Origin of the sequence: Thioalkalivibrio versutus, assembly GCF_001999325.1 — a bacterium.
GTDB classification, from domain to species: domain Bacteria; phylum Pseudomonadota; class Gammaproteobacteria; order Ectothiorhodospirales; family Ectothiorhodospiraceae; genus Thioalkalivibrio; species Thioalkalivibrio versutus.
Window position 1 is genome coordinate 1 of sequence record NZ_MVAR01000024.1, and the last position, 21535, is coordinate 21535.

Below are 21535 nucleotides of genomic sequence, written 5' to 3' on the forward strand. Positions count from 1 at the left end.
GAGAGACATAGAATCTCCTACAGGCCCTTCCCCAGCAGGTCAGACATGGCGACGGTCGCCTCGGCCACCTCGGCCAGACGCCGGTTCTGGTTCATCGCAGTCTGGCGCAGGAGCTTGTAGGCCTGGTCCTCCGTCAGGCCGCGATGCTGGATTAGCAGTGCCTTGGCTCGCTCAATCGTCTTGCGCTCGGCCAAGGCCTGGCGCGCCGCCTGCAGCTCGTCCTCCACCGACTGCAGACGACTGGCCTGGCGTTGCACCAGGTCCATCACCGAATGTCCGACGATCGGCACATTGAGCGGGTTATCGCCGCCCACGCCGTCGGAATCCAGCCCCTCGGGCGCACCGAAGAACACCGCATACGGCACGCTGTCGCGCAACTCCGACTCGGCCAATTGCGCGATACGGTCACGCACCGCACCCAGGTCCGCGCGATCCGCCACGATGCGCGCGGAGCAGCACTCGTTCAGGTGCATCTCCAGCCGATCCTCGATCTCCTTCATCGCGTCGATACGCGCAGTCGTGCAGGCAAACCACGCCTCGGCCCGGGCCGGGGCCGGCTGGCCATCGGCCTGGGTGCAGGCCTGACGGCGCAGGCGCTCGACCTCGGCGGCGAAGCTCGCGCCCTGTAATTGACGCCAGGCGCCGCAGGCCGATTCCGGGGCAAACTCCGAGAAGATGCGAAACGAACGTTCCTGGGCATCGATACGGTGTAACAGGGCCTGGCGCAGCTCGCCGTCAAACACGCCCTGGCCAAAGCCCGCAGCACCGATCGCGCGTTCCTGACCCGCAAGCTCCTTGCCCTGCATGAAGTTCAAAAGAGCGACCAACGCACCGGAGACCTCCGGGTCGGTAGCCGAATCCGCTGCCTCGAATACCACGGCCAGGAGCGACCGGATCAGTTCGCTGAATCCGCGCATCGCCTCCATCGGCGAAAGCGTGCGCTCGTTGACCTCCTCGCGCAGGCTGGGCAGCCCGGACAGCCCGTGCAGGGCCAGTGCCATGCGCCCCAGCAACCGGCTGCGCGCGTGGGCACAGGCCCCCGGCTGTAACCAGCCATCAAGGTGTTCGCGAAAGGCCGCCGCCGTGGTGTCGGATTCGGTTCGATACTGCCCCAGCTCCTCGGCATAACGCTGGCCAGCCGAGCCGATCCAGAGGCTGGAAGCGCCGCGTTCACGCTGCAGTTGATGCACTAGGGCACGGATGCACCCGACCAGTTGCACGGCCTCCAGCAGGCGCTCCAGGCTCACTACCTCGCATTTGCGCGAGGCGACCAGGAAGTCGCCAATGGCCTCTTCATACGAAACGCTCGGGGACAGGGTATTCGGGGGGAGATTCTGACTCATGCTCATGATCCGCGGATGCCTCGCGGAACAAACAAGCATGCAATGTGCCAGTTCGGGGCACTGGCAGGGGCGGGAGATCAGAACGAGCGGGGGATCACACCCCCGCCCGCGAGCAACGATGAACGATTAGAAGCTCATCGAGCGGTCGAAGTCGGCGACGGCCTGGACGTACTGGCCCATGCCGGCCATCTCGGCGTTCGGCAGGAAGTTGTGTTCGCCGACGTCGCGGCCCTTGGCGCAGGCCTCGCAGGCCCAGAACGGGACGCCTTCACTGACCAGTGAATCGACGATGTCCTTCATTGCCGGCATGTTGTGGCCGACGATCTTGTCGTAGACATTGCGGTTGGCGATGTTCACGGCCTCGCCCTGCAGCCAGACGGTCACGTCATGGCCCTGCTGCTTGGCCACGTTGGCGGCGATCATGCCGAGCGTCGCACGGGTGGGGTCGTCGGTACCGGCGGTGACAGCAACAATAAAACGCATGGGGTTCTCCTGAGTGCTTGAAACGTGCTGCAACCGTAGCGGCAGGCACGCCCGGCGTCGATTTCCCACAAGCCGCGGAGAAACACTCGGATCAGGGCCTGCCCCTCGCCGTAACGCTGGTCCGGTAGAGCTTGAAGGCCATCAGCAGCCAGGGGATGGCGTGCATGACCAGGTCGAGGATGTCCCGCACCCGGATCAGCTCGCCGGCGAGCAACCAGCGCAGCTTCTCCGCGACATGCGGCTCGGGGATCCAGGGGGCCAGGCCCAGCGTGGCCACCAGCAGGGCAAACAGCCACAGCGGTGCGCGATCGACCCAGCGTACGAAGGCTCTCATCGCGCGCATCCTACCCAAGGCCCGCGCACGGCGCAGCCCGTTCTTGCCGGTAACGGGGCCGCCTTCTACACTTTTGCCTGCTTCAGGGGGGCGCGACGCGGCAGGCCCGGGAACCCCCTGGCCTCACCGCTGCCCGCATTGGCCGCCTGGCCCGGAAGACCATCATGGAAGCCCTGCTCGTCTCCACCGTCATCGTCGCCATCGCCGAGATGGGCGACAAGACCCAGCTCCTCGCGCTGCTCCTGATCTGCCGCTACCAGCAGACCTGGCCCATCATCTGGGGCATCGTGGTGGCGACCCTGGCCAATCACTTCCTCGCCGCGCTGGCCGGCGTCTGGATCGGCGCCAGCGTGCCGGACGAGTGGCTGCGCTGGGGGCTGGGGCTCGGGTTCATCGTCATGGCCGCCTGGGTGCTGGTGCCGGATGGCGAGGACGAGCTGCCCGCCCCCTCGAAACACGGCGTGTTCTGGACCACCACGGTGCTGTTCTTCCTGGTCGAGATGGGCGACAAGACGCAGGTGGCTACCGCCGCGCTGGCCGCGACCTTCGACAACCTGATCCTGGTCGTGATCGGCTCGACCATCGGTATGGTCCTGGCCAATGCCCCGGTCGTATGGCTGGGCCAGCGTTTCGCCTGTCACCTGCCGCTGCGGCTGCTACGCGCGCTCGCGGCGCTGCTGTTCTTCGCCCTGGGCCTCGGGGTACTGCTGGCCTGGGTCTGAATCCGAGTGCAGCATCTTCTGTCCCAGCCAGATGCGCCGCACCAGGCGCGGCAGCAACAGCAGCAATGCGAGCACCGCGAGCAGCGCCAGACCCAGTTGCACCCCGCTGTCGGCACCACTGGCCACCTCGCGGGTGGCATGCCCCAGCCAGGCATAGGCGAACAGGCCCGGGATCAGCGCCACCACCGTCGTCAGTGCAAACACGGGCAGCGGCAGGCGCACCAGTCCCAGGGCATAGTTGGTGGGTGCAAACGGAAACACCGGTACCAGCCGGGTCAGGGCCACCACGCGCCAGCCCTCGGCCTCCACATCCTCGCGCAGCCGGGTACTGCGCGGCCCCATGCGCGGAACCAGCCAGGGCTGCAGCCAGGTACGGGCCAGCATGAAGGCGATGACCGCCGCCACGGTGGCCGCCAGCAGACTAAGGGCGCCACCGGTGAAGGGACCGAACAAGGCCCCGCCCAGCAGGATCCAGAAGGTGCTCGGCAGCGGGAACAGGGCCAGCACGACAAACGCCAGCACGAATACCAGGTAGGCCCCAGGGCCCCAGCTGAGCAGCCAGACCTCCAGCTCGCCCAGCGGAACGCCGAGGCTGGGCCACTCGGTGGTCAACAGGATCCACGCCAGCGAGACCCCGAACAGGATCGCCGCGACCGTCAGCCAGCTCTTGTGATGTCGAATCCTCATGTCACCCCGTCAGCCCCCGTCCCCGGGGTCTTCACCGCCGCCGCGCAGACGCTCCAGACGCTCCGCCAGCGCGCGCTCGGTACCATCCCGGCGCGGACTATAGAAGCGCGCTTCTTCCAGCCCTTCGGGCAGATAGACCTGTCCGCGCGCAAACCCGTCCGGTTCGTCGTGGTCGTAGCGATACCCGGCACCGAAGCCCTCGGCACGCATCAGCTCGGTCGGGGCATTGCGCAGGTGCAGGGGCACGCCCGCGCTGCCGCTGTCGCGGATCGCGGCCCGCGCGCCGTTCAGCGCGGCATAGGCGCTGTTGCTCTTGGGTGCGGAGGCCAGTTCGATCACTGCCTGTACCAGCGCCAGATCGCCTTCCGGCCGGCCCAGACGTTCCATGGTCTGCCAGGCCGCCAGCACCCGCGCACCGAGGCCAACCGCGGCCAGGCCAATGTCCTCGTAGGCCATGCGCAGCAGGCGGCGACCGAGGTAGTCCGGGTCACAGCCCGCATCCAGCATGCGGGTGAGCCAGTACACCGCGGCGTTCGGATCGGACCCGCGCACTGACTTGTGCAGGGCGGAGATCTGGTCGTAGAAGGCATCGCCCTGACGGTCGAAGGCCAGTGACTGCGCCCCCATCACCGCGCGCAGCGCGTCGCCGGTGATGGCGCCATCGCGCGCCAGGTCCGAGGCGGTCTCCAGCCAGTTCAGGGCACGCCGGGCATCGCCGTCCGCGGCGCGCGCAAGACGCTGACGCTCCTCCGGGTCCAGCGTCAGGCCGCGCCCGCCCAGACCGCGCTCGGGGTCATTGAGGGCCCGGTCGATCAGGGCCTCGATGGCCTCCGCCCCGACCGCCTCCATGCGATAGACCCGCGCGCGCGACAGCAGCGCGCTGTTGAGTGCGAACGAAGGATTCTCGGTGGTCGCGCCGACGAAGGTCAGCGTACCGTCCTCAATGTGCGGCAGCAGGGCGTCCTGCTGGCCCTTGTTGAAGCGGTGGATTTCGTCGATGAACAGCAGCGTCCCGACACCATTGCGGCGGCGGGTCTTCGCGGCTTCGACGACCGCACGGACGTCCTTGACCCCGGCCAGCACGGCGGACAGCGTGACCAGGCGCTGGGCTCCGGCCGCCGCCACCAGCCGCGCGAGCGTCGTCTTGCCGCAGCCGGGCGGGCCCCAGAGGATCATCGACGGGGTCTGACCCTGCTCGATCGCCTGGCGCAGCGCGGCATCGGCGCCGACCAGGTGGTCCTGGCCGACCATCTCGTCGAGCCGCGCCGGACGCATGCGCTCGGCCAGCGGCGCCGAGGGATCCAGGGCTACCGGGGCCGGTTCGGGTTCGGGCGAGGCCACGTCCGGATCGGGGCCGAACAGATCGCCTTCGGGGGAATCACTCATGGAGGGATTGTAACCCCTCGAGCCGAAGAGCCTTGTTCACCACGAAGTGCACGAAGGTACGAAGGTACGAAGAAGGACTATTGAACCACGAAGGGCACGGAGACAACCCAAGGGGAGTATCACAGCCCATGTGCAGGATGCGTTGAGCAAAGCGAAACGCATCAACATCGATCACCCGGAATATCGCCGCCTTCCGACCGATGCGTTTCGCTGCGCTCAACGCATCCTACGCTCCCTGAAAGCCTTTGTTTTCTCCGTGGCCTCTGTGCGCTTTGTGGCAGATAACCCGCGAGCGGACCTCGCTCAAGGCCGATAGATGTCGGTCCCGGCCGGCGGGTCGAAGGTGAACACGCCCGGGTCGAGTTCGCCATTGCGTTCGGTTTCGTGGAAGAGGATCACGGTCTCCTGGCCGAAGATGTCGCGGAAGGCCATGCGGGTCAGGTCGCCATCCGCGGTCAGGTCCAGGTCCAGACTGGTGAAGTCGGCCTGTTCGTTGCGCGGCACCAGCACCAGGCGCAGGGCATCGCCGCCCGGCACCGGGCGCAGTGACATGCGGAAGTGCTCGTCCAGACGCTCCGGCTGGGTGATCGCGGCGATCGGCGTGGCGTCGAAGGCATCCCCCAGCGGGCGCACCGTGGCCTGCGACAGGTCCGGGTCGTACATCCACAGGTCCTCGCCATCGGAGACGATGGTCTGCGGGAACGGCTCGGTCACCTCCCAGTGCAGGCGATTGGGCAGCCCCAGCTGCATGCGGCCATCGGACTCCTGCAGCACGTAGCCGGTGTCGTCGCGCACGGTCTGGGTAAATTCGGCGGAGAAGCTTTCCAGGCCATCGACAAAGCGATCCAGCGCCGCGCGGGCATCCTCCATACCGCGGTCGGCGGCCAGGGCCGGAACGGCGGTCAAGGCCAGTACCAGGCCAAGGGACAGGGCCCGCCAGAGGGCGCCCGGACACGTAAGGGGACGAGCGTTCATGCAGTCTCCAGGATGGATGAGTATGCGATTCATGATGCGCCGCGAGGCTTAACCCGGCGTGAATGTGCTGCACAGGGGTGACGAACCGCGTCACGCGATCAGGGACATGGACACCAACCAGGCCCTCGGGTTCGGGGCGCTCAGTCGTTCGGGCCGGGAACCAGGACCTCGCGATTGCCGTTCGACTGTACCTGGCTGACCAGGCCGGCGGCCTCCATGTCTTCGACCATGCGCGCGGCGCGGTTGTAGCCGATCTTCAGCCGGCGCTGGACGAACGAGATCGAGGCCTTGCGTGACTCGATGACCACCTGCACGGCCTGATCGTAGAGCGGGTCCGATTCGTTGCCGTTCCCCTCGGGCGACTCCAGCCCCGGGATGCTGGCCGCACCGGCCTCGGGCTCGTCGAGGATTGCGTCGTTGTAGTCCGGCTCGCCGGTGGACTTGAGGTACTCGACCACCTGATGCACCTCGTTGTCGCTGACGAACGCGCCGTGCACGCGCTCGGGCATCGCCTTGCCCGGTGGCAGGTAGAGCATGTCGCCGTGACCCAGCAGGTGCTCGGCACCCATCTGATCGAGGATGGTGCGCGAGTCCACGCGCGAGGAGACCTGGAAGGCGATACGGGTGGGGATGTTCGCCTTGATCAAGCCGGTAATCACGTCCACCGACGGACGCTGGGTGGCCAGGATCAGGTGGATGCCGGCGGCGCGTGCCTTCTGCGCCAGCCGGGCGATCAACTCCTCCACCTTCTTGCCCACCACCATGATCATGTCGGCGAATTCGTCGACCACAACCACAACGAACGGCAACGGCTCCAGTTCCGGCGCCTCGGTCTCGGTGATCGCCTCCTCCGGCTTGAACAACGGATCCTTCAGCGGCTCGCCGCCGGCCTGGGCATCGCGCACCTTCTTGTTGAAGCCGCCAATGTTGCGCACGCCCATCGCCGACATCAGCTTGTAGCGCCGCTCCATCTCCGCCACCGCCCAGCGCAGGGCGTTGGAGGCATCCTTCATGTCGGTGACGACCGAACACAGCAGATGCGGGATGCCCTCGTAGACCGACAGCTCCAGCATCTTCGGATCGATCAGGATCAGGCGGACGTCTTCCGGCGTGGACTTGTACAGCAGCGACAGCAGCATGGCGTTGACGCCCACCGATTTCCCGGAACCGGTCGTCCCGGCGACCAGCAGATGCGGCATCTTTGCCAGATCCGCGATCACCGGGCCGCCGCCGATGTCCTTGCCCAGCGCCATGGTCAGCGGCGACTTGTTCGAGTCGAACAGATCCGAACGCAGGATTTCCGAGAGGGCCACGATCTCGCGGTTCTCGTTCGGGATCTCCAGCCCCACCGTGGACTTGCCCGGGATCACCTCGACGATGCGTACGGCCATGACCGACAGCGAACGCGCGAGATCGGTGGACAGCCCGGAGATACGCGAGGCCTTCACCCCGGCCGCCGGCTGCAATTCGAAGCGGGTGATCACCGGCCCCGGCTGCACCGCGACCACCTCGACCTCCACACCGAAATCCTTCAGCTTCAGTTCCACCAGGCGGGAGAGCGCCTGCAAAGACTCCTCGGAGAATCCGTCGGGCGGCGGCGGCGGCTCGTCCAGCAGGGCCAGCGGCGGGTGTGGATCGGCGCCCGTCCCCTCGGTGAACAGCGGGACCTGTTTCTCTTTCTGCACCCGCGGGCTGGGCGGGGGCGTCTCGATGCGCGGCTCCACCCGCGAGGGCATGCGCTTCTCGGTGCGCTTGCGCTCCTTCTCCACCCGGGTCTCGCGTTCGGCCCGTTCGCGGGCGCCGATACGGCGGTCACGGGCCGAGTCGATCGCCACGCGGGCACGCTCCCAGCCACGCACGGCCAGCTGTCCGAGACGATCCATCAGCAGAAACCAGGACAGCCCGGTAAACAGGGTCACCCCGGCCAGGAACAGCGCCAGCAGGACCAGTGTCCCGCCCACCAGGCTCAGCCCGGCGACCGCCCAGCCGCCGAACAGATCGCCGAGGATGCCGCCGGCATGCACCGGCATCCCGCCCGGCATCAGGTGCAATGCCGCCAGCGCGGAACCGGCGATCAACGCCACGATCAGCGCCAGCCCGCGCACGGTGAGCTCCATGGGGCTGGCGATCTGCGCCTCGCGGCGATGCCGGAACAGCCACCAGCCAATACCGCCCACGGCCAGCGGGATCAGGTAGGCCAGATAGCCGAGCAGATGGAAAGCGATATCGGCAAACCAGGCGCCCGTGGTGCCGCCCAGATTGCGCAGACCCTCGCCGTCGCCGGTGGTCGACCAGGCGGCATCGCCCGGGTGATAGCTCGCCAGCGCCACCAGCAGATACAGCGCCAGCATGCCGAAGATCAGCAGTGCACCCTCGCGCAGACCACGCAGCAGCTGCCCACTCAGGCTCGGCGGTGCGGCCGGCTCTGCCGTCTTGCTGCCCTTGCCCCCGGATTTGGCCTTGCTTGCGGCCATGCGCTCCCCACTGGTCCGGCCCGCGGCGCGGGCATCTCGAATCACGTCGCAGTTTACCGGTTAAAACGTTCTTCGGGGGGCCAGACCTGCCCAGCCTGAGAACCGAGTCCGGTCCGATCGCTTTCCGGCAGGCTGCCTCGGCTCAGCGAGCCCTGCCATTACAGGAGCGGGCCTGCCCGCGAAGCCCCCGCCCGTGTCGGCAAAGGCCCATCCCTCAGTCCCATCGATAACCCCACACCGCAAACACCGGGTCCGCATGCTCCAGCCGTCCGGCATAGGGATCATCGGCCGGCCGCGGCAGGCCGCGCAGGGAAAAGGTCGCGAGATCCGTGAAACCGGCGCGCAGGAACAGGTCCAGCACCAGCCCCATGCGCTCGAAGTCGTACAGGCGTTCCCAGACCGCGATCGCCTTGGTCGGGAAGCAGCGGTCGGAGAAGGTCACCACGAACACCCCGCCCGGGCGCAGAACCTCGAAGACCGCGTGGAACACCGCCTCCGGCTGCGTCAGATACTCGACCGACGCGGTACAGGCCACGGCGTCGAAGCTCCCCGGTGCATAGGGCAACCCGGGCCGTGCATTGAGGTCCTGCACATGAGCGGACGCCAGGCGGGGATTGTCCGCCAGCTCCTGCGCGTTCATGCCCAGCCCGATCACCGCTTCCGGCGTCTCCACCCGGTCCAGGTGCGACTCCCAGCTGCTCATCAGGTCGAGCACCCGCGCACCGGCCGGGATGCAGGCGCCATACAGCGCGGCAATCTCGGCGCGCGCGGTGGCATCCAGGTGGTGTACCCGGCGCGGTTCGGCGTAGAACGCCGCATCGGGGTCCGGATCCTCGCGTTCCAGCGCACCGTCGGTCCAGAAGTCGGTCGGCCGTCCGCGCCAGCGCGCCTGCATGCCCGGCCCGCGGGCCGTCAGCAGCCGGGCCACATCCACCGACCGGTCGTCATCACGCCCGTGGGCGTGGCGGGCCATGACCCGCGCCTGCAACCGCAGCTCATGGTCCGCCAGTGGATGGTTCAGATCCGCCACCAGGCGGTCATCCTCCAGCGCCCCGACCCGAAACAGCTCGCGATCCCCGGCCTCGATGCCCGCATGGCCGGCAATGAACGCCCTCGGATAAAAACGACCCGCATGGGGCTCCACCCGGCGATGCCTGCGCAGGCCGCGATTGAATGCCGACCCCGGGAGCTCCCGCACCCGATCCATCTCGGACGGCGGGACCAGGGCCGCGGCTGTCGCCCGGGAGGCCTCGTGTACCGCCCCCACTCCCAGCGCGTGCAGGGCTGTGCCCAAATCACCCGGCCAGTGGTCCCGTTCCGGCAACAGGCTCGGCAGAAACAGACATTCGCGGTGACGGGCCTCGGCACTCGCCCAGTCCAGCATGAACCCGATATCCGCTGCGTCGCCCGGGTTCGACCGGGATGGCGCCTCGATCCAGTTGGCAAACGGGTCCCGCATGAGCTCTCTCCTGACAGGGCAACGCGGACTGCCACGGTGACAGCGTACCGGTTATGGTACGACCAAGCCCCCACCGGAAGCTCGCATGCCCCGTTCCCTGATCGCGCCCTCCGCACTGCTCGCCACGGCCCTTTGGTTGCTCGCCACCTTGCTGGCGATCCCCGCCGCCCAGGCCCAGGAGACGGGGGCGGGCGCCGCAGACCTCGATTCCAGCGTGCGCGTGGGCACCCGCTTTGTGTCGCCGTTCGTGATCGCCCCGGACGCGGCCGACGCGACCCCGACCGGTATCGCGATCGAGCTTTGGGAACGGGTAGCGGAACGCCTGGAACTGGACTACGGGTACCAGGAGGTCAGCCTCGAGGAATTGATCACAGGCCTGGGGGACGACCGCATCGATGTCTCGGTCGCGGCCCTCACCGCGACCGCCGAGCGCGCCGAGCGCGTCGACTTCACCCATCCGTACTACAGCACCGGGCTGTCCATTGCCGTGCCCCAGCAGGGCAACCCGGTCGCCGGCGCCCTGCGGGCATTCATCTCGGTGCCATTCCTGATGATCATACTGGCGCTCGCCGGCCTGCTCCTGCTGGTCGGCGCACTGCTATGGCTGTTCGAGCGTCACCGCAACGCCGACGAGTTCGGCGGCAGCTCCGCACAGGGGCTGGGCTCGGCCTTCTGGTGGGCCGCCGTCACCATGACCACGGTCGGCTACGGCGACAAGGCCCCGCGCACCCTGCCCGGCCGCGCGATCGCGCTGGTCTGGATGTTCGCGGCCCTGATCCTGGTTTCCACCTTCACCGCCGCAATCGCCACCACCTTGACCGTCAGCTCACTGGATACCGGCATCCAGAATGTCTCCGACCTGGAGGGCCAGCGCATCGCCACCATCGGCGGCTCCAGTGCCGCCGCCTGGCTGGACGACCAGGGCTTCGCCTACCGCGACCACGCGGACCTGAGCTCCGCCCTCGACGCGGTCGCCAACGGGCACGCCGACGCGATGGTCTATGACGCCCCGCTGCTTCGTTACCAGGTGCGCGAACACTTCGCCGGTCAACTGGAGGTGCTACCCGTCGAGTTCCTGCGCCAGGACTATGCCCTGGCCCTGCCCCAGGGCTCGCCGCTGCGCGCCCCGATGAACGTGGCTATCCTCGAGATTCTGGAATCCGACGAGTGGCAGCGGGTGCTGCGCCGCTACCTCGGTAATTGACGCGAACCGCAGCAGGGAGAGACGCCTCATGGCGGAGACCTTTCTGGTGGCCATCATCGACCAGGACCGCGAAGAACAGGCCCTGGCCATCGCCAACGAAGAAGGCGGCGCGGACGGCACGGTGTTGCACGGCTCGGGCCTCGGCTTCCCCGAGCACATGACCTTCCTCGGTGTGACCTACCAGGGCAACGAATCGGTCTGTGTATGGCAACTGGAGACCGAGCAGGCCGAACGCATCGCCCGCCGTCTGAACCTGGAGATGGACTTGTTTCAGCCCTACAACGGACTTGCCTTTACCCTGGATACCGCCGCGCTGCAGGGCATGGAATTCGTCGGCCACCTGACGCATACGCCCTGACACGTTCCGAACGCCGGAGACTTCGCCATGCAATTCGTTCTGCTCGTCGCCGTAGTCCCTCGCAGTCAGGCCGATCGCGCCATCGAGATTGTTCAGCGTGTCGGAGCCGCCGGACTGACTCTGCTGGACGGTCAGGGCATCGCCCAGCTGCGGCGCAACCCGGTGATGGACCTGAAAGACTCGTCCGGCCGCAAGGTGTTACTGATGGTCCTGGAGACCGGACTGGCCCGACGCATGCTGGAGCAGCTGGACACGGAACTGGACTTGAGCCAGTTGGGCAACGGCTTTGCCGTCACTCTGCCCATCAAGGACATCGCCGGGATCAAGCCGGAGCAGATCGAACACCTGCTCCGCACGCTCCCGGACGGCCCCGCGTAGCCTTCAGCGCCAGGGCGGCTCCACGCCCTCGACGCGGTATTCGCGGCGCAGGGCGCGCATCAGGCTGAAGCAGCAGAAGACCAGGATGATCGCGACCGGAAGCCCGGCGGTCAGCGAGCCGGTCTGCAGGCTGTCCAGCGCGCGTTCACCGCCGACGATCAGCAGCGTGGCGGCCACCGCCCCCTCGGTGATGCCCCAGATCACGCGCTGGCGCTTGGGCGAGTGCTTCGAGCCGCGCGAGATCAGCGCATCCACCACGAAGGTACCGGAGGCCGAAGAGGTGATGAAGTAGGTCGCGATTAGCAGCGTGGCGATCCCGGAGGCGAAGGTCGTCCACGGCAGCTGGGCCAGGGTCGCGTAGAGGGCCACGGTGGTGTCCTCGGCGACCGCAGCGGCGATGCCCGCGCCCTCGTCGAACAGCTCCATGTGCAGCGCGGTGCCGCCGAAGATCGCCATCCAGGCGAACACGAACAGTGTGGGCAGCGCGAGCACGCCGACGATGAACTCGCGGATGGTACGCCCGCGCGAGATGCGCGCGATGAATATGCCCACAAACGGCGACCAGGCGATCCACCAGGCCCAGTAGAACATGGTCCAGTCCTTCTGCCACTCGGAGCCGCCGATCGCGTCGGTATGCAGGCTCAGCTCGATCAGCTGCTGGAAGTAGCCGCCGGTGGAGTCGAGCAGGAAGCGCAGGATGAACAGCGTCGGGCCGGCGAACAGCACGAACAGCATGAAGCTGATCGCCAGCACCAGGTTGAACACACTGACCCACTTGAGCCCGCGATCCAGTCCGGAGAGCACCGACAGCACGGCCACCGCCGTGATCGCGGTGATGATGCCGACCTGGTACCAGTGCGAGACCGGCATGTCGACGAGCACGTTGAGCCCGGTGTTGAGCTGCATCGCCCCGAAACCCAGCGAGGTGGCCAGCCCGAACAGTGTGCCGAACACCGCGAGGATGTCGATCACGTGCCCGATCGGGCCGTAGATGCGGTCCCCCAGTAGCGGGTAGAAGATCGAGCGGATGGTCAGCGGCAGGCGGTGGCGAAAGCTGAAGTACGCCACCGACAGCCCCAGTACCACGTACACCGCCCAGGCATGCAGCCCCCAGTGGAAGAAGGTGTAGACCATCGCCTGGCGCGCGGCCTCAGCGGTCTCGCCATCACCGATCGGCGGGTTCTGATAGTGCAGGACCGGCTCGGCCACGCTCCAGAACACCAGGCCAATGCCCATGCCGGCCGAGAACAGCATCGCGAACCAGGCGGCAAACCCGAATTCCGGCCGGTCGTCCGGCTGCCCCAGCCGGATCGCGCCGTAGCGGCTGAACCCCAGCCAGACCAGGAACCCGAGGAAGAACGTGACCACCAGCAGGTAGCCCCAGCCGAGGTATTCGGTAATGAATCCGTGGATGCCGTCGAACACCATGCTGGCGGTGGACGGCAAGGCCACCCCGAAGGCAACAAACACCACCACCATGATCGCGGAGGCGGTAAACACGGTGGGATTGACCGTGGAGAAAAAGGCTTCCGGGCGATACTGGCTCATGATGAACGGCCTGGCTTCAGTCCGGGGATGGGCATCAGTTCGACGCGTCGGAGTCCGGGGTGCCCGCACAAAGCCCGCCGGTCAGATCGGCCTTGGCCAGCACATGCCCCTCGGCCGCGACGTCGAACTGCGTGCGCGTCGCACCCGGCGCCAGATCCAGCGCCTCATCCAGGGCGAGCAGGCGGAAACGATAGTGGTGGCAGCCCTCCGGCGGGATCGGGCCCAGATACCCGGCCTTGCCGAAGGCATCCAGGCCCACGCGCCCCTGACTCGGCAGATGCAGCGAGTCCACCCGATGCGTGTCTGGCGGCAGGTTCCAGACCAGCCAGTGCGTCACCTCGCCCAGCGGCGAATCCAGGTCCTCGAGGATCAGCGCGAGGCTCTGTGCGCCATCCGGAACCTCATGAATCTCCAGTGGTGGCAGCTCGTTGGCATCGCGGGCCGACACCTCGACCGGCATCACTTCGCCGTCACGGAAGGCAGGACTGATCAGCCGCATCCCCTCGTCTCCTGTATCCACAGATCCTCAGCCTCCCCCGCCGCCGCCAGCGGGTCAACCGCCACGAGACCGGATCGCAACCGGAATTGATCCCGGTCAACGAACCACCCCCGCACGGTTGCACACAGAGCCCGCTCCGTGCGTACACTTCGAGACATGGCACAGCTCACCTTCAAGGGCGCGACCGGCGAGGTCACCGGGTCGCGCTATCTCCTCGAGACCGACGACGCCCGCATCCTGCTGGAATGCGGCCTGCATCAGGGCGGCAATGACGCCGACGAGGCCAACCGCGAATCGCTCGCGGAACTCGCCGGGCAACTCGACGCCGTCGTCCTGTCCCACGGCCACCTGGATCACTCGGGGCTCCTGCCCAAGCTGGTTCGCGACGGCTACCGCGGCCCGATCTACTGCACACCGGGGACCGAGGAGCTGCTCGAGATCATGCTCGAGGACGCCGCCTTCGTGATGAGCAAGGACATCGAGTGGGAGAACAAGTGGCGCCGGCGCGCGGACAAGCCCCTGGTCGAGCCGGTCTACGACATCGACGACGTCGCGACCACTCTGGGACTCTGCAAGGCCGTGCCCTACGGTGACACGCAAACCATTGCCGGCGACATCCGGCTGACCTTCCGGGATGCCGGGCACATCCTCGGCTCCGCGATCGTCGACCTGATCGTGCCGTCCGGCGGGCGCGACCGGCACCTGGTCTTCTCCGGCGACCTGGGCAACCCCGACGCCGTGCTGATGCACGAACCCGCGCGGATGGAACACGCGGATCACGTGCTGCTGGAAAGCACCTACGGCGATCGCGACCACCGGCCCATGGACGAGACCATCGAGGAATTCGCGCAGATCCTCGCGGAGGCCGCCGCCAGCGGTGGCAACGTGATGATCCCGGCCTTCGCGGTCGGGCGCACCCAGGAGATCCTCTACCACCTGGGCATGCTGCACCACGCCGGGCGTCTGCCGCAGCAAAAGGTATTCCTCGACAGCCCGATGGCGATCAAGGTGACCGAACTCTACGCCCGGCTGCACAAGTCCCTGAAAAGCGAGGATATGGAGCGCCTGCACAAGGCCGCAAACGGCGACCCGAGTGGCTACCTTCCCGGGCTGCAGGTCTGTCGCACGGTCGAGGAATCCATGGCGATCAACCGCATCACTGGCGGCGCGATCATCATCGCCGGGGCCGGCATGTGCAACGGCGGGCGCATCCGTCATCACATGAAGTACAACCTGTGGCGGCGCGAGGCGCACCTGGTCATCGTCGGCTTCCAGGCCTCGGGTACGCTGGGACGGCGGCTGGTCGATGGCGCCGAGCGGGTCAAGCTGCTGGGCGACGAGGTCGCGGTCAACGCGAAGGTCCACACCCTGGGCGGCTTCTCCGCCCATGCCGGGCGTACTCAGCTATTGGACTGGGCACGCGGATTCCGCGACCAGCCGGTGTTCCACCTGGTTCACGGCGAGCCGGAGGCGCGTGATGCGCTGGCTGCCGGACTGCGCGACGAGCTGGGCGCCGAGGCCCACGTGCCGGCCTTTGGCGAGACCATCACGCTGTAATCCGCTCGCATGCCGGAGGCCGAAGCCGTCAGCACCTACGCCCTGATCGCCGGCTTCCTCGGCGGGCTCGGGCTGTTCCTCCTCGGCATGACGCTGCTGACCGACGGCCTGAAGACCGCCGGCGGCAAGGCCCTGCAGCATATTCTTGGCGTGTGGACGCGCACTCGCCCGCGCGCGCTCGCCTCCGGCATGGGCGTGACCGCCCTGGTCCAGTCCTCCAGCGCGGTCACCGTCGCCACCATCGGCTTCGCCAACGCGGGGCTTTTGACCCTCGGCCAGTCGGTCTGGGTGATCTTCGGCTCCAACGTCGGCACCACCATGACCGGCTGGCTGGTCGCCCTGATTGGCTTCAATATCCGGATCGAGGCCTTCGCCCTGCCGGCGATCGGCATCGGCGCCCTGCTCTACCTGTTCATGAAGGCCGCACGCCCGCGCTACCTGGGTCTGGCCCTGGCCGGTTTCGGCCTGCTGTTCTTCGGGATCGACGTGCTGCGCGAGGCCTTCGAGGGCCTGAGCGCGACCTTCGACCTCGGCGCCCTGGCGCGACCGGGCTTTGTCGGGCTCCTGATCATGGTCGGCATCGGTGCGCTGCTGACGGTGCTGATGCAGAGCTCGTCCGCGTCAATGGCGATGGCCCTGACCGCCGCGATGAGCGGCGCGGTACCGCTAGAGGCCGCAGCCGCCGCAGTGATCGGCGCCAACCTCGGCACCACGGTCAAGGCCCTGCTGGTCGTCATCGGTGCCACCCCGAACGCCAAGCGCGTCGCGGCCGCGCACGTGATGTTCAACGGCCTGACCGCGCTCGTTGCGCTGCTGATCCTGCCGTGGTTCCTGGCCGTGATCGCCTGGATCTGGGGCAGCACCGGAGAGGCCCCGGCCCCCGCGGTGCTGCTGGCGCTGTTCCACACCGCCTTTAACCTGCTGGGCGTGGCGCTGATGGTCCCGGTCGCCCCGCCGATGATCCGCTTTCTGCAGACGCGCTTCCGCACCCGGGAGGAAGACATCGCCCAGCCGCGCTTTCTCGACAAGCACAGCGGGGGCGTCCCCGATCTGGCGCTGCAGTCATTGTTACAGGAAACCGAGCGCCTGGCCGACATCAGCCACTCCATGGCGCGCGAGGCCCTGCGCCCGGACCCGCCGGCCGCGGGCACCCTGGACGCGCGGCGGGCCGCGGTGGAACAGCTGACCGCTGCCATCAGCGATTTTGCCGCCCGCACGGCCAACCACCCGATGCCCGAGGCGGTCGGGCACGGCATCGCCGAGGCGGTACGTATCGCCCGCTATCATCGCGAGACTGCGGTGCTGGCCGACCAGATCGCCGAGCTTCGCCGCCACTCGACCGGCGAGGAACGCCCGATCGTCAGCGAACAGCGCCGCGCCTGGCAGGAGCAAGCGATCCGCGCCCTGGATCTCGCCAACCTGGAAAGCGAGAACGGCAGAGACCTGGCGGCCACCGAGGCCGTAAGCACGGTGGAGACGGCCTATGCCGAACTGAAGGCAGCCCTGCTGCGCGAAGGCACCTTCGGCTCGCTGAGCATGACCGAGATGGAACGCCAACTACGCATCATCAGTATGGCGCGACGCCTGGTCACCCAGGCCGACAAGGCCCGCCGCCACACCGAGGCCCTGGAGGACCAGATCCAGGGGCTGCGCAAGACGCTGGAACCGGAGAACGCATGATCGACGCCGAAGCGATGCAGGACGCCATCACGAACCACCGGGCCGAGCCGCTGATGTTCGACGGGCTGGAATACGCCCGGCTGCTGGAGCCGGTGAATCACTACCCGCGCGGTTCCGTGGTGCTTCCGGATGGCTCGGTGGTCCCCGGCTACCCGGCCATCGGGCGCATCCAGTCGCTGGAGGCCGGGCTGCCGCGCCAGTTCGATCAGCCGTTCTGGGCGGAGGAGAAGATCGACGGCTTCAACGTGCGCATCCTGCGCTGGGAAGGCCGGGTCGTCGCCTTCAGCCGGGGCGGGTTTGTCTGTGCATTCAGTACTGACCGGGTGCCGGATTTCGTGGACCTCGCGGTGTTCGAGGCGGAACCCGATCTGGTGCTCTGCACGGAAATCGCCGGGCCGGACACGCCCTATCTGGAGGGCTCCACCCCGCGCGTCGCGGACGACGTCGGCTTGTTCGTGTTCGACCTGATGCGGCTCGGCCAGCCGGGCTTTGTGCCGCAGGACGAAAAGTTTGCACTGATGGAGCGCCATGACCTGCCACCGGCGCCGCTGCATGGACGGTTCACGCCCGCAGACACCGAGGCCCTGGGCCGCTTGATCCGGCAACTGGATGCCGAGGGTGCCGAGGGCCTGGTACTGAAGACCGCGGATGGCGAGCACCGCGCCAAGTACGTGGCCGGCGGCTCCTGTATCAACGATATCCGCGTGTGTTCCGAGCAGCTGCTGGACCTGCCGCCGGAGTACTTCACCAACCGTCTGACCCGCCTGGCCATCTTCCTCGCCGAACACCCGCCCGCGGAGCGCGTCGCCGTGGAACGCGAACTGGGCGCGGCCCTGCTGTCCGGGCTGGCGACCGCGGTGGACAAGAGCCGGCGCGAGGGACGCGTCGGCCACACCTACCGCTGTCGGTTCCGCGAGCGTGCCGGGGCCCAGCGCTTCATCGATCACATGCAGGCCACCGGCGGGCGCCATGTGCGCTTCCTGCCGGACACGCCGCGCCAGGAGGCGAACGGCTACTGGCTGCTGGAGTTCGAGCGCCTGTTCGACCGGATCACCGGCACCCTGGCCTCGGCCCTGGCCGGTGACCGGCAGTACGACTGAACCCGGGAAGCGCTCAGAGCTCGCGCGAGTGGCCGCCGGACTCGGCCAGGTTCTCCATCACCCGACGCAGGTAGTCGGCGGTGACCAGCTTGATGCCCATGCGGTTGCCCAGCTTGCGCATGCCCTCGTCGGCGCTGGCCAGCTCGGCGTCCAGCTCCATCGCCAGCAGCACGGCATCGACGTCCTCGCGCGAATCCACCAGCCCCTTGCGCATCGCCTCGCGGAAACGCTCGCGCAGCTGGGTGATCAGCTCGGGCTTGAGCGATTCGGCCGCCCCCGCCTGGCGGGTATGCTCCTCCGCAATGCGCAGGCCGCGGTCAATCCGCGTACGCACCTCGTCGATGAATTCGTAGAGGATGTCGCTCGGCAGCATCAGGGCGAAGCGCCGCGGCGAACGCACCCAGACCACGGTCTCGAAATCGGCCGCCATGGCCTCGAGGTCACGCATGCCGCGAAACTCCTCGTACACCGACAACGGCATGTAGAACTCGGCGGGGCAATGGCGCGCCAGGGTGAGGAAGGTCCGCAGGATATCCTCGGGATCCTCGCCGAACTGCCCGGCCACATGCGGGTTGGTAAAGACACTGGTATCCAGCACGAATCGGCGCATCACGACCTCCTGTCGGCTCCCTTCATCATCGGCAGGGGCCAGCGGCCCGTCAACCGGCGCGGATCCCCCGTCCGCGAGGACGGGTATGGCATAATCGGCGCGTCATTTCCCAGCCGGACATGGATTGCCCTTGGCCACCCGAGCGGAAGTCGAAAAGTTTCTGGAACGCCTGCGCGAGGACCTCGAACGTCACCAGATCGAGATCCCGACCCTGCCCGATGTCTCGGTGCAGGCATTGTTCATCACCCAGGACGAGTCCAGCTCCATTGTTGACCTGGTCAATCTGATCTCGCGCGACACGGCCCTGGCCTCGCGTCTGGTGCGGCACGCCAACAGCCCGGCCTATCGTGGACTCACCCGCTGCGCGACCATTCGCTCCGCCGTCACGCGCCTGGGGATGGAACGTGCCCGCCAGACCATCATTGCGCTGTCGATGAAGGAGGTCTTCCAGAGCGGGAACGAGATGATCCGCGCACGCATGGAAGAACTGTGGAACCACAGCCTGGAGGTGGCGATCATCAGCTATCTTCTGGCCCGCCGGCACCCGCACCTGGACCCCGATACCGCGCTACTCGCCGGGTTGGTGCACGACATCGGCATGATCCCGATCCTGCGCCGCGCGGAGAAGACACCCGAGATCTACGAGGACCCGCGCGCCCTGCAGGCCGCGGCCGACGCCGCGCATGTCCCCATCGGCCGCGCGATGCTGAAAAACTGGAATTTCGAGCCGGAGATCATCCGCGCAGTAGCCGAACACGAGAACCTCAAGCGCGAGCCGGAGGATGGCGAACCGGTCAACTACAGCGACATCCTGCAGGCGGCCAACATCGAGAGTCACAACGCCACGCGGCATCGCCTGGCCTCCATCGACCGCAACGCGGTTGCCGCCATCCGACGCCTGGCCGCCAAGCCCGGCACGACCCAGCTGAACTGGGAAGACGACGCGATCGGTCTGGAACACGTAAACCAGATGATTGAGTGAACCCCACGCAGCGGGGGCGGTCTTCTCCTTACTTCCCAGGAAGGACGTCCGCATGCCCGCCATTCTCCAGCTCGTCTACGCCTCGCGCGCCACGTTTCGCGAAAACACGTCCAACCAGGGCATTGAGCCCGAAGTCAGTCGCATCCTGATGCAGTCGCGCCAGAACAACCCGCGCAGCGGGATTGTCGGCGCGCTCTATTACGGCGACGGGCACTTCTTCCAGTGCCTGGAGGGTGACCCGGATGCAGTGCGCGAAACCGTCGACCGCATCCGCCGTGATCGTCGCCACGAAGAGGTCCGGGTGCTGCGCGAGCAGTCACTGGATACCCCGGGATTCGGCGAATGGTCGATGAAATACGTCCCGGCGGCCGTGGACGTTCGCCAACTGCTGCAACGCTTCGGCCAACGCCGGTTCGACCCCTTCGCCTTCGACAACGACCGCATCGACGCGATGCTGGACCTCCTGCGCCACGGGCGGGATACCGCGCACGCCGAACCCGAGCGACCGGCGCCGGCCAGTCCCCAAGACGCCGCCCGCCGCACCAATCGCCTGTTGTTCGGCGTTGGGCTGGTCGCAGTCGCGATTCTGGCCGGCGTGATCGGGGCGGCCGCCTACCTGCTGCTGGCCACCTAGGGAAACACTCCGCGAGCGCTCGTCTCTCGCGACATGCGCGAATTCGCAACCCACCCCGATGGCGCCCTTCGCCCGGCCCTCATGCACCCCGCGCGCATACGCCCTCGGGTGGCGCACGCACCCCACCTGTTGCCAAAGCCCCCGGTCCACCTCACCACCGGCTCCCGACGTTCGAATACGCAATCTGCAAGCGCCATTTCCATGGTGCTTCACGCCCCCCTCCCTCCCGGGTACGTCCAGGTCCTGTCGTCCGACCCGCCACGCCAGGGCATCTTGACCCATCGCTTTTTTGGAACCGCCAATCCCTTCACATTTTCAACACTCAGCGACCACAAAGAACGCGAACGGCTCCCGTCAGTGTGCCAGCGAACAGACCCGTTAACGTCCTGAGCCTATCTTGAACCCTCATCCTGAATCCGCTGCAACGTGGCGATTCAGTCCCTTCCCGGCAATGTCGCTAGGAAGGACAGGTTTTGATGAAGCCGTTAAAACGGACATTTTTCCAAGCCGGGATATCCGTTTCGAAGGAGATTCACATGAACAAGCTACATTCATTTGCCTTTTACGCTTTGGTCACCCCAGCCATCACCCTCGGCGCAGGTTCTGTGCTGGCACAGCAGTACGATGAGCAGGACGTTGATCGCGACGCGCAGAGCACCCAGAGTGAACAAGGCCAGCGCGCCGGGCAGTCTGACTCGAAAAGTGCGGAAGATTACCGTGCCACCCGCGACGAGGCCCGCATGCAGAGCCGCGGCTATATGGACTCTTCACCGGCCAACAGCATGCACGCGAGCGAGCTGATCGGCACTGATGTCAAAACCACGAGCGATGAAGATCTCGGTTCGGTCGATGACCTGATCATTGACGAGAACGGCCAGGTCGTCGCTATTGTGATCGGTGTTGGCGGATTCCTGGGCATGGGCGAGAAAGACGTCGCCATTGGCTGGGGTCACGTGACCACCTCCGGCACTGCGGATGATCGGGAACTTCGCGTTGACGTAACCCGTGAAGAGCTGCGCTCTGCGCCGGAGTTCGAACGCCGCGATTGATCGTAAGCACAACCCAGATCTAGTGGGATGACTAGACGGCAGGGGCGAAAGCCCCTGCCTTTTTTTATGCCTG

General features: G+C 67.0%; 21 protein-coding genes. 10 read left to right on the plus strand and 11 right to left on the minus strand.

The window, feature by feature from the left end; translation table 11 throughout:
• Positions 1–17: 17 nt before the first annotated feature.
• From B0684_RS09290 to B0684_RS09300, 3 genes are all read right to left on the minus strand, one after another.
• Complete coding sequence (locus tag B0684_RS09290) at positions 18–1343, minus strand: nitrate regulatory protein (protein ID WP_018650405.1); 1326 nt, start codon at positions 1341–1343, stop codon at positions 18–20.
• A gap of 126 nt (positions 1344–1469) precedes the next feature.
• Positions 1470–1826, minus strand: a complete 357-nt coding sequence (locus B0684_RS09295; protein ID WP_018167932.1) for a DsrE family protein — start codon at positions 1824–1826, stop codon at positions 1470–1472.
• Between the two features lie 91 nt (positions 1827–1917).
• Positions 1918–2160 carry a hypothetical protein gene (locus B0684_RS09300; RefSeq protein WP_018650406.1) on the minus strand — a complete coding sequence of 81 codons (243 nt, stop codon included), beginning with the start codon at positions 2158–2160 and terminating at the stop codon, positions 1918–1920.
• A gap of 164 nt (positions 2161–2324) precedes the next feature.
• Between B0684_RS09300 and B0684_RS09305 the strand changes: the two genes are divergently transcribed.
• Entirely contained in the window at positions 2325–2882 is a 558-nt protein-coding gene (locus B0684_RS09305) for a TMEM165/GDT1 family protein (protein WP_018167934.1), read from the plus strand.
• Here the strand turns inward: B0684_RS09305 and B0684_RS09310 are convergent.
• The 5 genes from B0684_RS09310 to B0684_RS09335 all read right to left on the minus strand — a co-directional run bounded on the left by B0684_RS09310 (position 2817) and on the right by B0684_RS09335 (position 9863).
• Positions 2817–3569: a TVP38/TMEM64 family protein gene (locus B0684_RS09310; protein WP_018650407.1), complete on the minus strand. Its 753-nt coding sequence runs from the start codon at positions 3567–3569 to the stop codon at positions 2817–2819. The two genes, B0684_RS09305 and B0684_RS09310, sit on opposite strands and share 66 nt — an antisense overlap.
• Positions 3570–3578: 9 nt before the next feature.
• Positions 3579–4955 (minus strand): replication-associated recombination protein A, encoded by a 1377-nt coding sequence (locus B0684_RS09315; RefSeq protein ID WP_018650408.1) that lies wholly within the window; start codon positions 4953–4955, stop codon positions 3579–3581.
• 303 nt (positions 4956–5258) lie between these two features.
• The gene (gene lolA, locus B0684_RS09325) at positions 5259–5930 is read right to left on the minus strand and encodes an outer membrane lipoprotein periplasmic chaperone LolA (RefSeq protein ID WP_018167937.1); all 672 of its coding nucleotides are present in this window, start codon (positions 5928–5930) and stop codon (positions 5259–5261) included.
• Positions 5931–6070: 140 nt separating this feature from the next.
• Entirely contained in the window at positions 6071–8404 is a 2334-nt protein-coding gene (locus tag B0684_RS09330; RefSeq protein WP_018176484.1) for a DNA translocase FtsK, read from the minus strand.
• A 214-nt stretch (positions 8405–8618) separates the two neighbouring features.
• Positions 8619–9863: a methyltransferase domain-containing protein gene (locus B0684_RS09335; RefSeq protein ID WP_018650409.1), complete on the minus strand. Its 1245-nt coding sequence runs from the start codon at positions 9861–9863 to the stop codon at positions 8619–8621.
• 85 nt (positions 9864–9948) lie between these two features.
• On the opposite strand from B0684_RS09335, the gene B0684_RS09340 reads away from it, so the two are divergent.
• From B0684_RS09340 to B0684_RS09350, 3 genes are read left to right on the plus strand one after another with little or no spacing between them, the layout of a single operon-like run.
• Positions 9949–11067 (plus strand): transporter substrate-binding domain-containing protein, encoded by a 1119-nt coding sequence (locus tag B0684_RS09340; protein ID WP_018650410.1) that lies wholly within the window; start codon positions 9949–9951, stop codon positions 11065–11067.
• Between the two features lie 28 nt (positions 11068–11095).
• Positions 11096–11425, plus strand: coding sequence for a hypothetical protein (locus B0684_RS09345; protein WP_018650411.1), 330 nt, complete (start codon positions 11096–11098; stop codon positions 11423–11425).
• A gap of 27 nt (positions 11426–11452) precedes the next feature.
• Positions 11453–11803, plus strand: a complete 351-nt coding sequence (locus B0684_RS09350; RefSeq protein ID WP_018176488.1) for a hypothetical protein — start codon at positions 11453–11455, stop codon at positions 11801–11803.
• 3 nt (positions 11804–11806) lie between these two features.
• On the opposite strand, the gene B0684_RS09355 is transcribed toward B0684_RS09350, so the two are convergent.
• Both B0684_RS09355 and B0684_RS09360 read right to left on the minus strand, forming a co-directional pair.
• Entirely contained in the window at positions 11807–13351 is a 1545-nt protein-coding gene (locus tag B0684_RS09355) for a BCCT family transporter (RefSeq protein WP_018167943.1), read from the minus strand.
• A gap of 34 nt (positions 13352–13385) precedes the next feature.
• Complete coding sequence (locus tag B0684_RS09360; protein WP_018650412.1) at positions 13386–13850, minus strand: YbhB/YbcL family Raf kinase inhibitor-like protein; 465 nt, start codon at positions 13848–13850, stop codon at positions 13386–13388.
• A gap of 156 nt (positions 13851–14006) precedes the next feature.
• Here B0684_RS09360 and B0684_RS09365 point away from each other — a divergent pair, with 156 nt between their 5' ends.
• The 3 genes from B0684_RS09365 to B0684_RS09375 are packed head-to-tail and all read left to right on the plus strand — an operon-like array spanning position 14007 to position 18187.
• Positions 14007–15407 (plus strand): MBL fold metallo-hydrolase RNA specificity domain-containing protein, encoded by a 1401-nt coding sequence (locus B0684_RS09365; RefSeq protein ID WP_018167945.1) that lies wholly within the window; start codon positions 14007–14009, stop codon positions 15405–15407.
• Positions 15408–15416: 9 nt separating this feature from the next.
• On the plus strand, positions 15417–17087 hold the full coding sequence (locus B0684_RS09370; protein ID WP_018650413.1) for a Na/Pi cotransporter family protein: 1671 nt from the start codon (positions 15417–15419) through the stop codon (positions 17085–17087).
• The gene (locus B0684_RS09375) at positions 17084–18187 is read left to right on the plus strand and encodes an RNA ligase (protein ID WP_018650414.1); all 1104 of its coding nucleotides are present in this window, start codon (positions 17084–17086) and stop codon (positions 18185–18187) included. Before B0684_RS09370 ends, B0684_RS09375 begins: the two co-directional genes overlap by 4 nt.
• Positions 18188–18200: 13 nt before the next feature.
• Here the strand turns inward: B0684_RS09375 and B0684_RS09380 are convergent, their stop codons facing one another.
• Entirely contained in the window at positions 18201–18797 is a 597-nt protein-coding gene (locus B0684_RS09380; RefSeq protein WP_018167948.1) for an RNA ligase partner protein, read from the minus strand.
• 130 nt (positions 18798–18927) lie between these two features.
• Here B0684_RS09380 and B0684_RS09385 point away from each other — a divergent pair, with 130 nt between their 5' ends.
• From B0684_RS09385 to B0684_RS09395, 3 genes are all read left to right on the plus strand, one after another.
• A complete protein-coding gene (locus B0684_RS09385) occupies positions 18928–19779 on the plus strand; it encodes an HDOD domain-containing protein (protein ID WP_018167949.1) in 852 nt (283 codons plus the stop codon).
• Between the two features lie 52 nt (positions 19780–19831).
• Entirely contained in the window at positions 19832–20413 is a 582-nt protein-coding gene (locus B0684_RS09390; protein WP_018650415.1) for a BLUF domain-containing protein, read from the plus strand.
• 536 nt (positions 20414–20949) lie between these two features.
• Positions 20950–21462: a PRC-barrel domain-containing protein gene (locus B0684_RS09395; RefSeq protein ID WP_018650416.1), complete on the plus strand. Its 513-nt coding sequence runs from the start codon at positions 20950–20952 to the stop codon at positions 21460–21462.
• The last annotated feature ends 73 nt before the right edge of the window (positions 21463–21535 follow it).

Bases quoted from the DNA above. Each gene is read 5' to 3' on its own strand.
- B0684_RS09375 (WP_018650414.1), top strand. From the start codon at position 17,084: ATGATCGACGCCGAAGCGATGCAGGACGCCATCACGAACCACCGGGCC.
- B0684_RS09350 (WP_018176488.1), top strand. From the start codon at position 11,453: ATGCAATTCGTTCTGCTCGTCGCCGTAGTCCCTCGCAGTCAGGCCGAT.
- B0684_RS09335 (WP_018650409.1), bottom strand. From the start codon at position 9,863: ATGCGGGACCCGTTTGCCAACTGGATCGAGGCGCCATCCCGGTCGAAC.
- B0684_RS09290 (WP_018650405.1), bottom strand. From the start codon at position 1,343: ATGAGTCAGAATCTCCCCCCGAATACCCTGTCCCCGAGCGTTTCGTAT.
- B0684_RS09395 (WP_018650416.1), top strand. From the start codon at position 20,950: ATGAACAAGCTACATTCATTTGCCTTTTACGCTTTGGTCACCCCAGCC.
- B0684_RS09380 (WP_018167948.1), bottom strand. From the start codon at position 18,797: ATGCGCCGATTCGTGCTGGATACCAGTGTCTTTACCAACCCGCATGTG.
- B0684_RS09360 (WP_018650412.1), bottom strand. From the start codon at position 13,850: ATGCGGCTGATCAGTCCTGCCTTCCGTGACGGCGAAGTGATGCCGGTC.
- lolA (WP_018167937.1), bottom strand. From the start codon at position 5,930: ATGAACGCTCGTCCCCTTACGTGTCCGGGCGCCCTCTGGCGGGCCCTG.
- B0684_RS09370 (WP_018650413.1), top strand. From the start codon at position 15,417: ATGCCGGAGGCCGAAGCCGTCAGCACCTACGCCCTGATCGCCGGCTTC.
- B0684_RS09365 (WP_018167945.1), top strand. From the start codon at position 14,007: ATGGCACAGCTCACCTTCAAGGGCGCGACCGGCGAGGTCACCGGGTCG.
- B0684_RS09300 (WP_018650406.1), bottom strand. From the start codon at position 2,160: ATGAGAGCCTTCGTACGCTGGGTCGATCGCGCACCGCTGTGGCTGTTT.
- B0684_RS09390 (WP_018650415.1), top strand. From the start codon at position 19,832: ATGCCCGCCATTCTCCAGCTCGTCTACGCCTCGCGCGCCACGTTTCGC.
- B0684_RS09310 (WP_018650407.1), bottom strand. From the start codon at position 3,569: ATGAGGATTCGACATCACAAGAGCTGGCTGACGGTCGCGGCGATCCTG.
- B0684_RS09355 (WP_018167943.1), bottom strand. From the start codon at position 13,351: ATGAGCCAGTATCGCCCGGAAGCCTTTTTCTCCACGGTCAATCCCACC.
- B0684_RS09345 (WP_018650411.1), top strand. From the start codon at position 11,096: ATGGCGGAGACCTTTCTGGTGGCCATCATCGACCAGGACCGCGAAGAA.
- B0684_RS09340 (WP_018650410.1), top strand. From the start codon at position 9,949: ATGCCCCGTTCCCTGATCGCGCCCTCCGCACTGCTCGCCACGGCCCTT.
- B0684_RS09305 (WP_018167934.1), top strand. From the start codon at position 2,325: ATGGAAGCCCTGCTCGTCTCCACCGTCATCGTCGCCATCGCCGAGATG.
- B0684_RS09315 (WP_018650408.1), bottom strand. From the start codon at position 4,955: ATGAGTGATTCCCCCGAAGGCGATCTGTTCGGCCCCGATCCGGACGTG.
- B0684_RS09330 (WP_018176484.1), bottom strand. From the start codon at position 8,404: ATGGCCGCAAGCAAGGCCAAATCCGGGGGCAAGGGCAGCAAGACGGCA.
- B0684_RS09295 (WP_018167932.1), bottom strand. From the start codon at position 1,826: ATGCGTTTTATTGTTGCTGTCACCGCCGGTACCGACGACCCCACCCGT.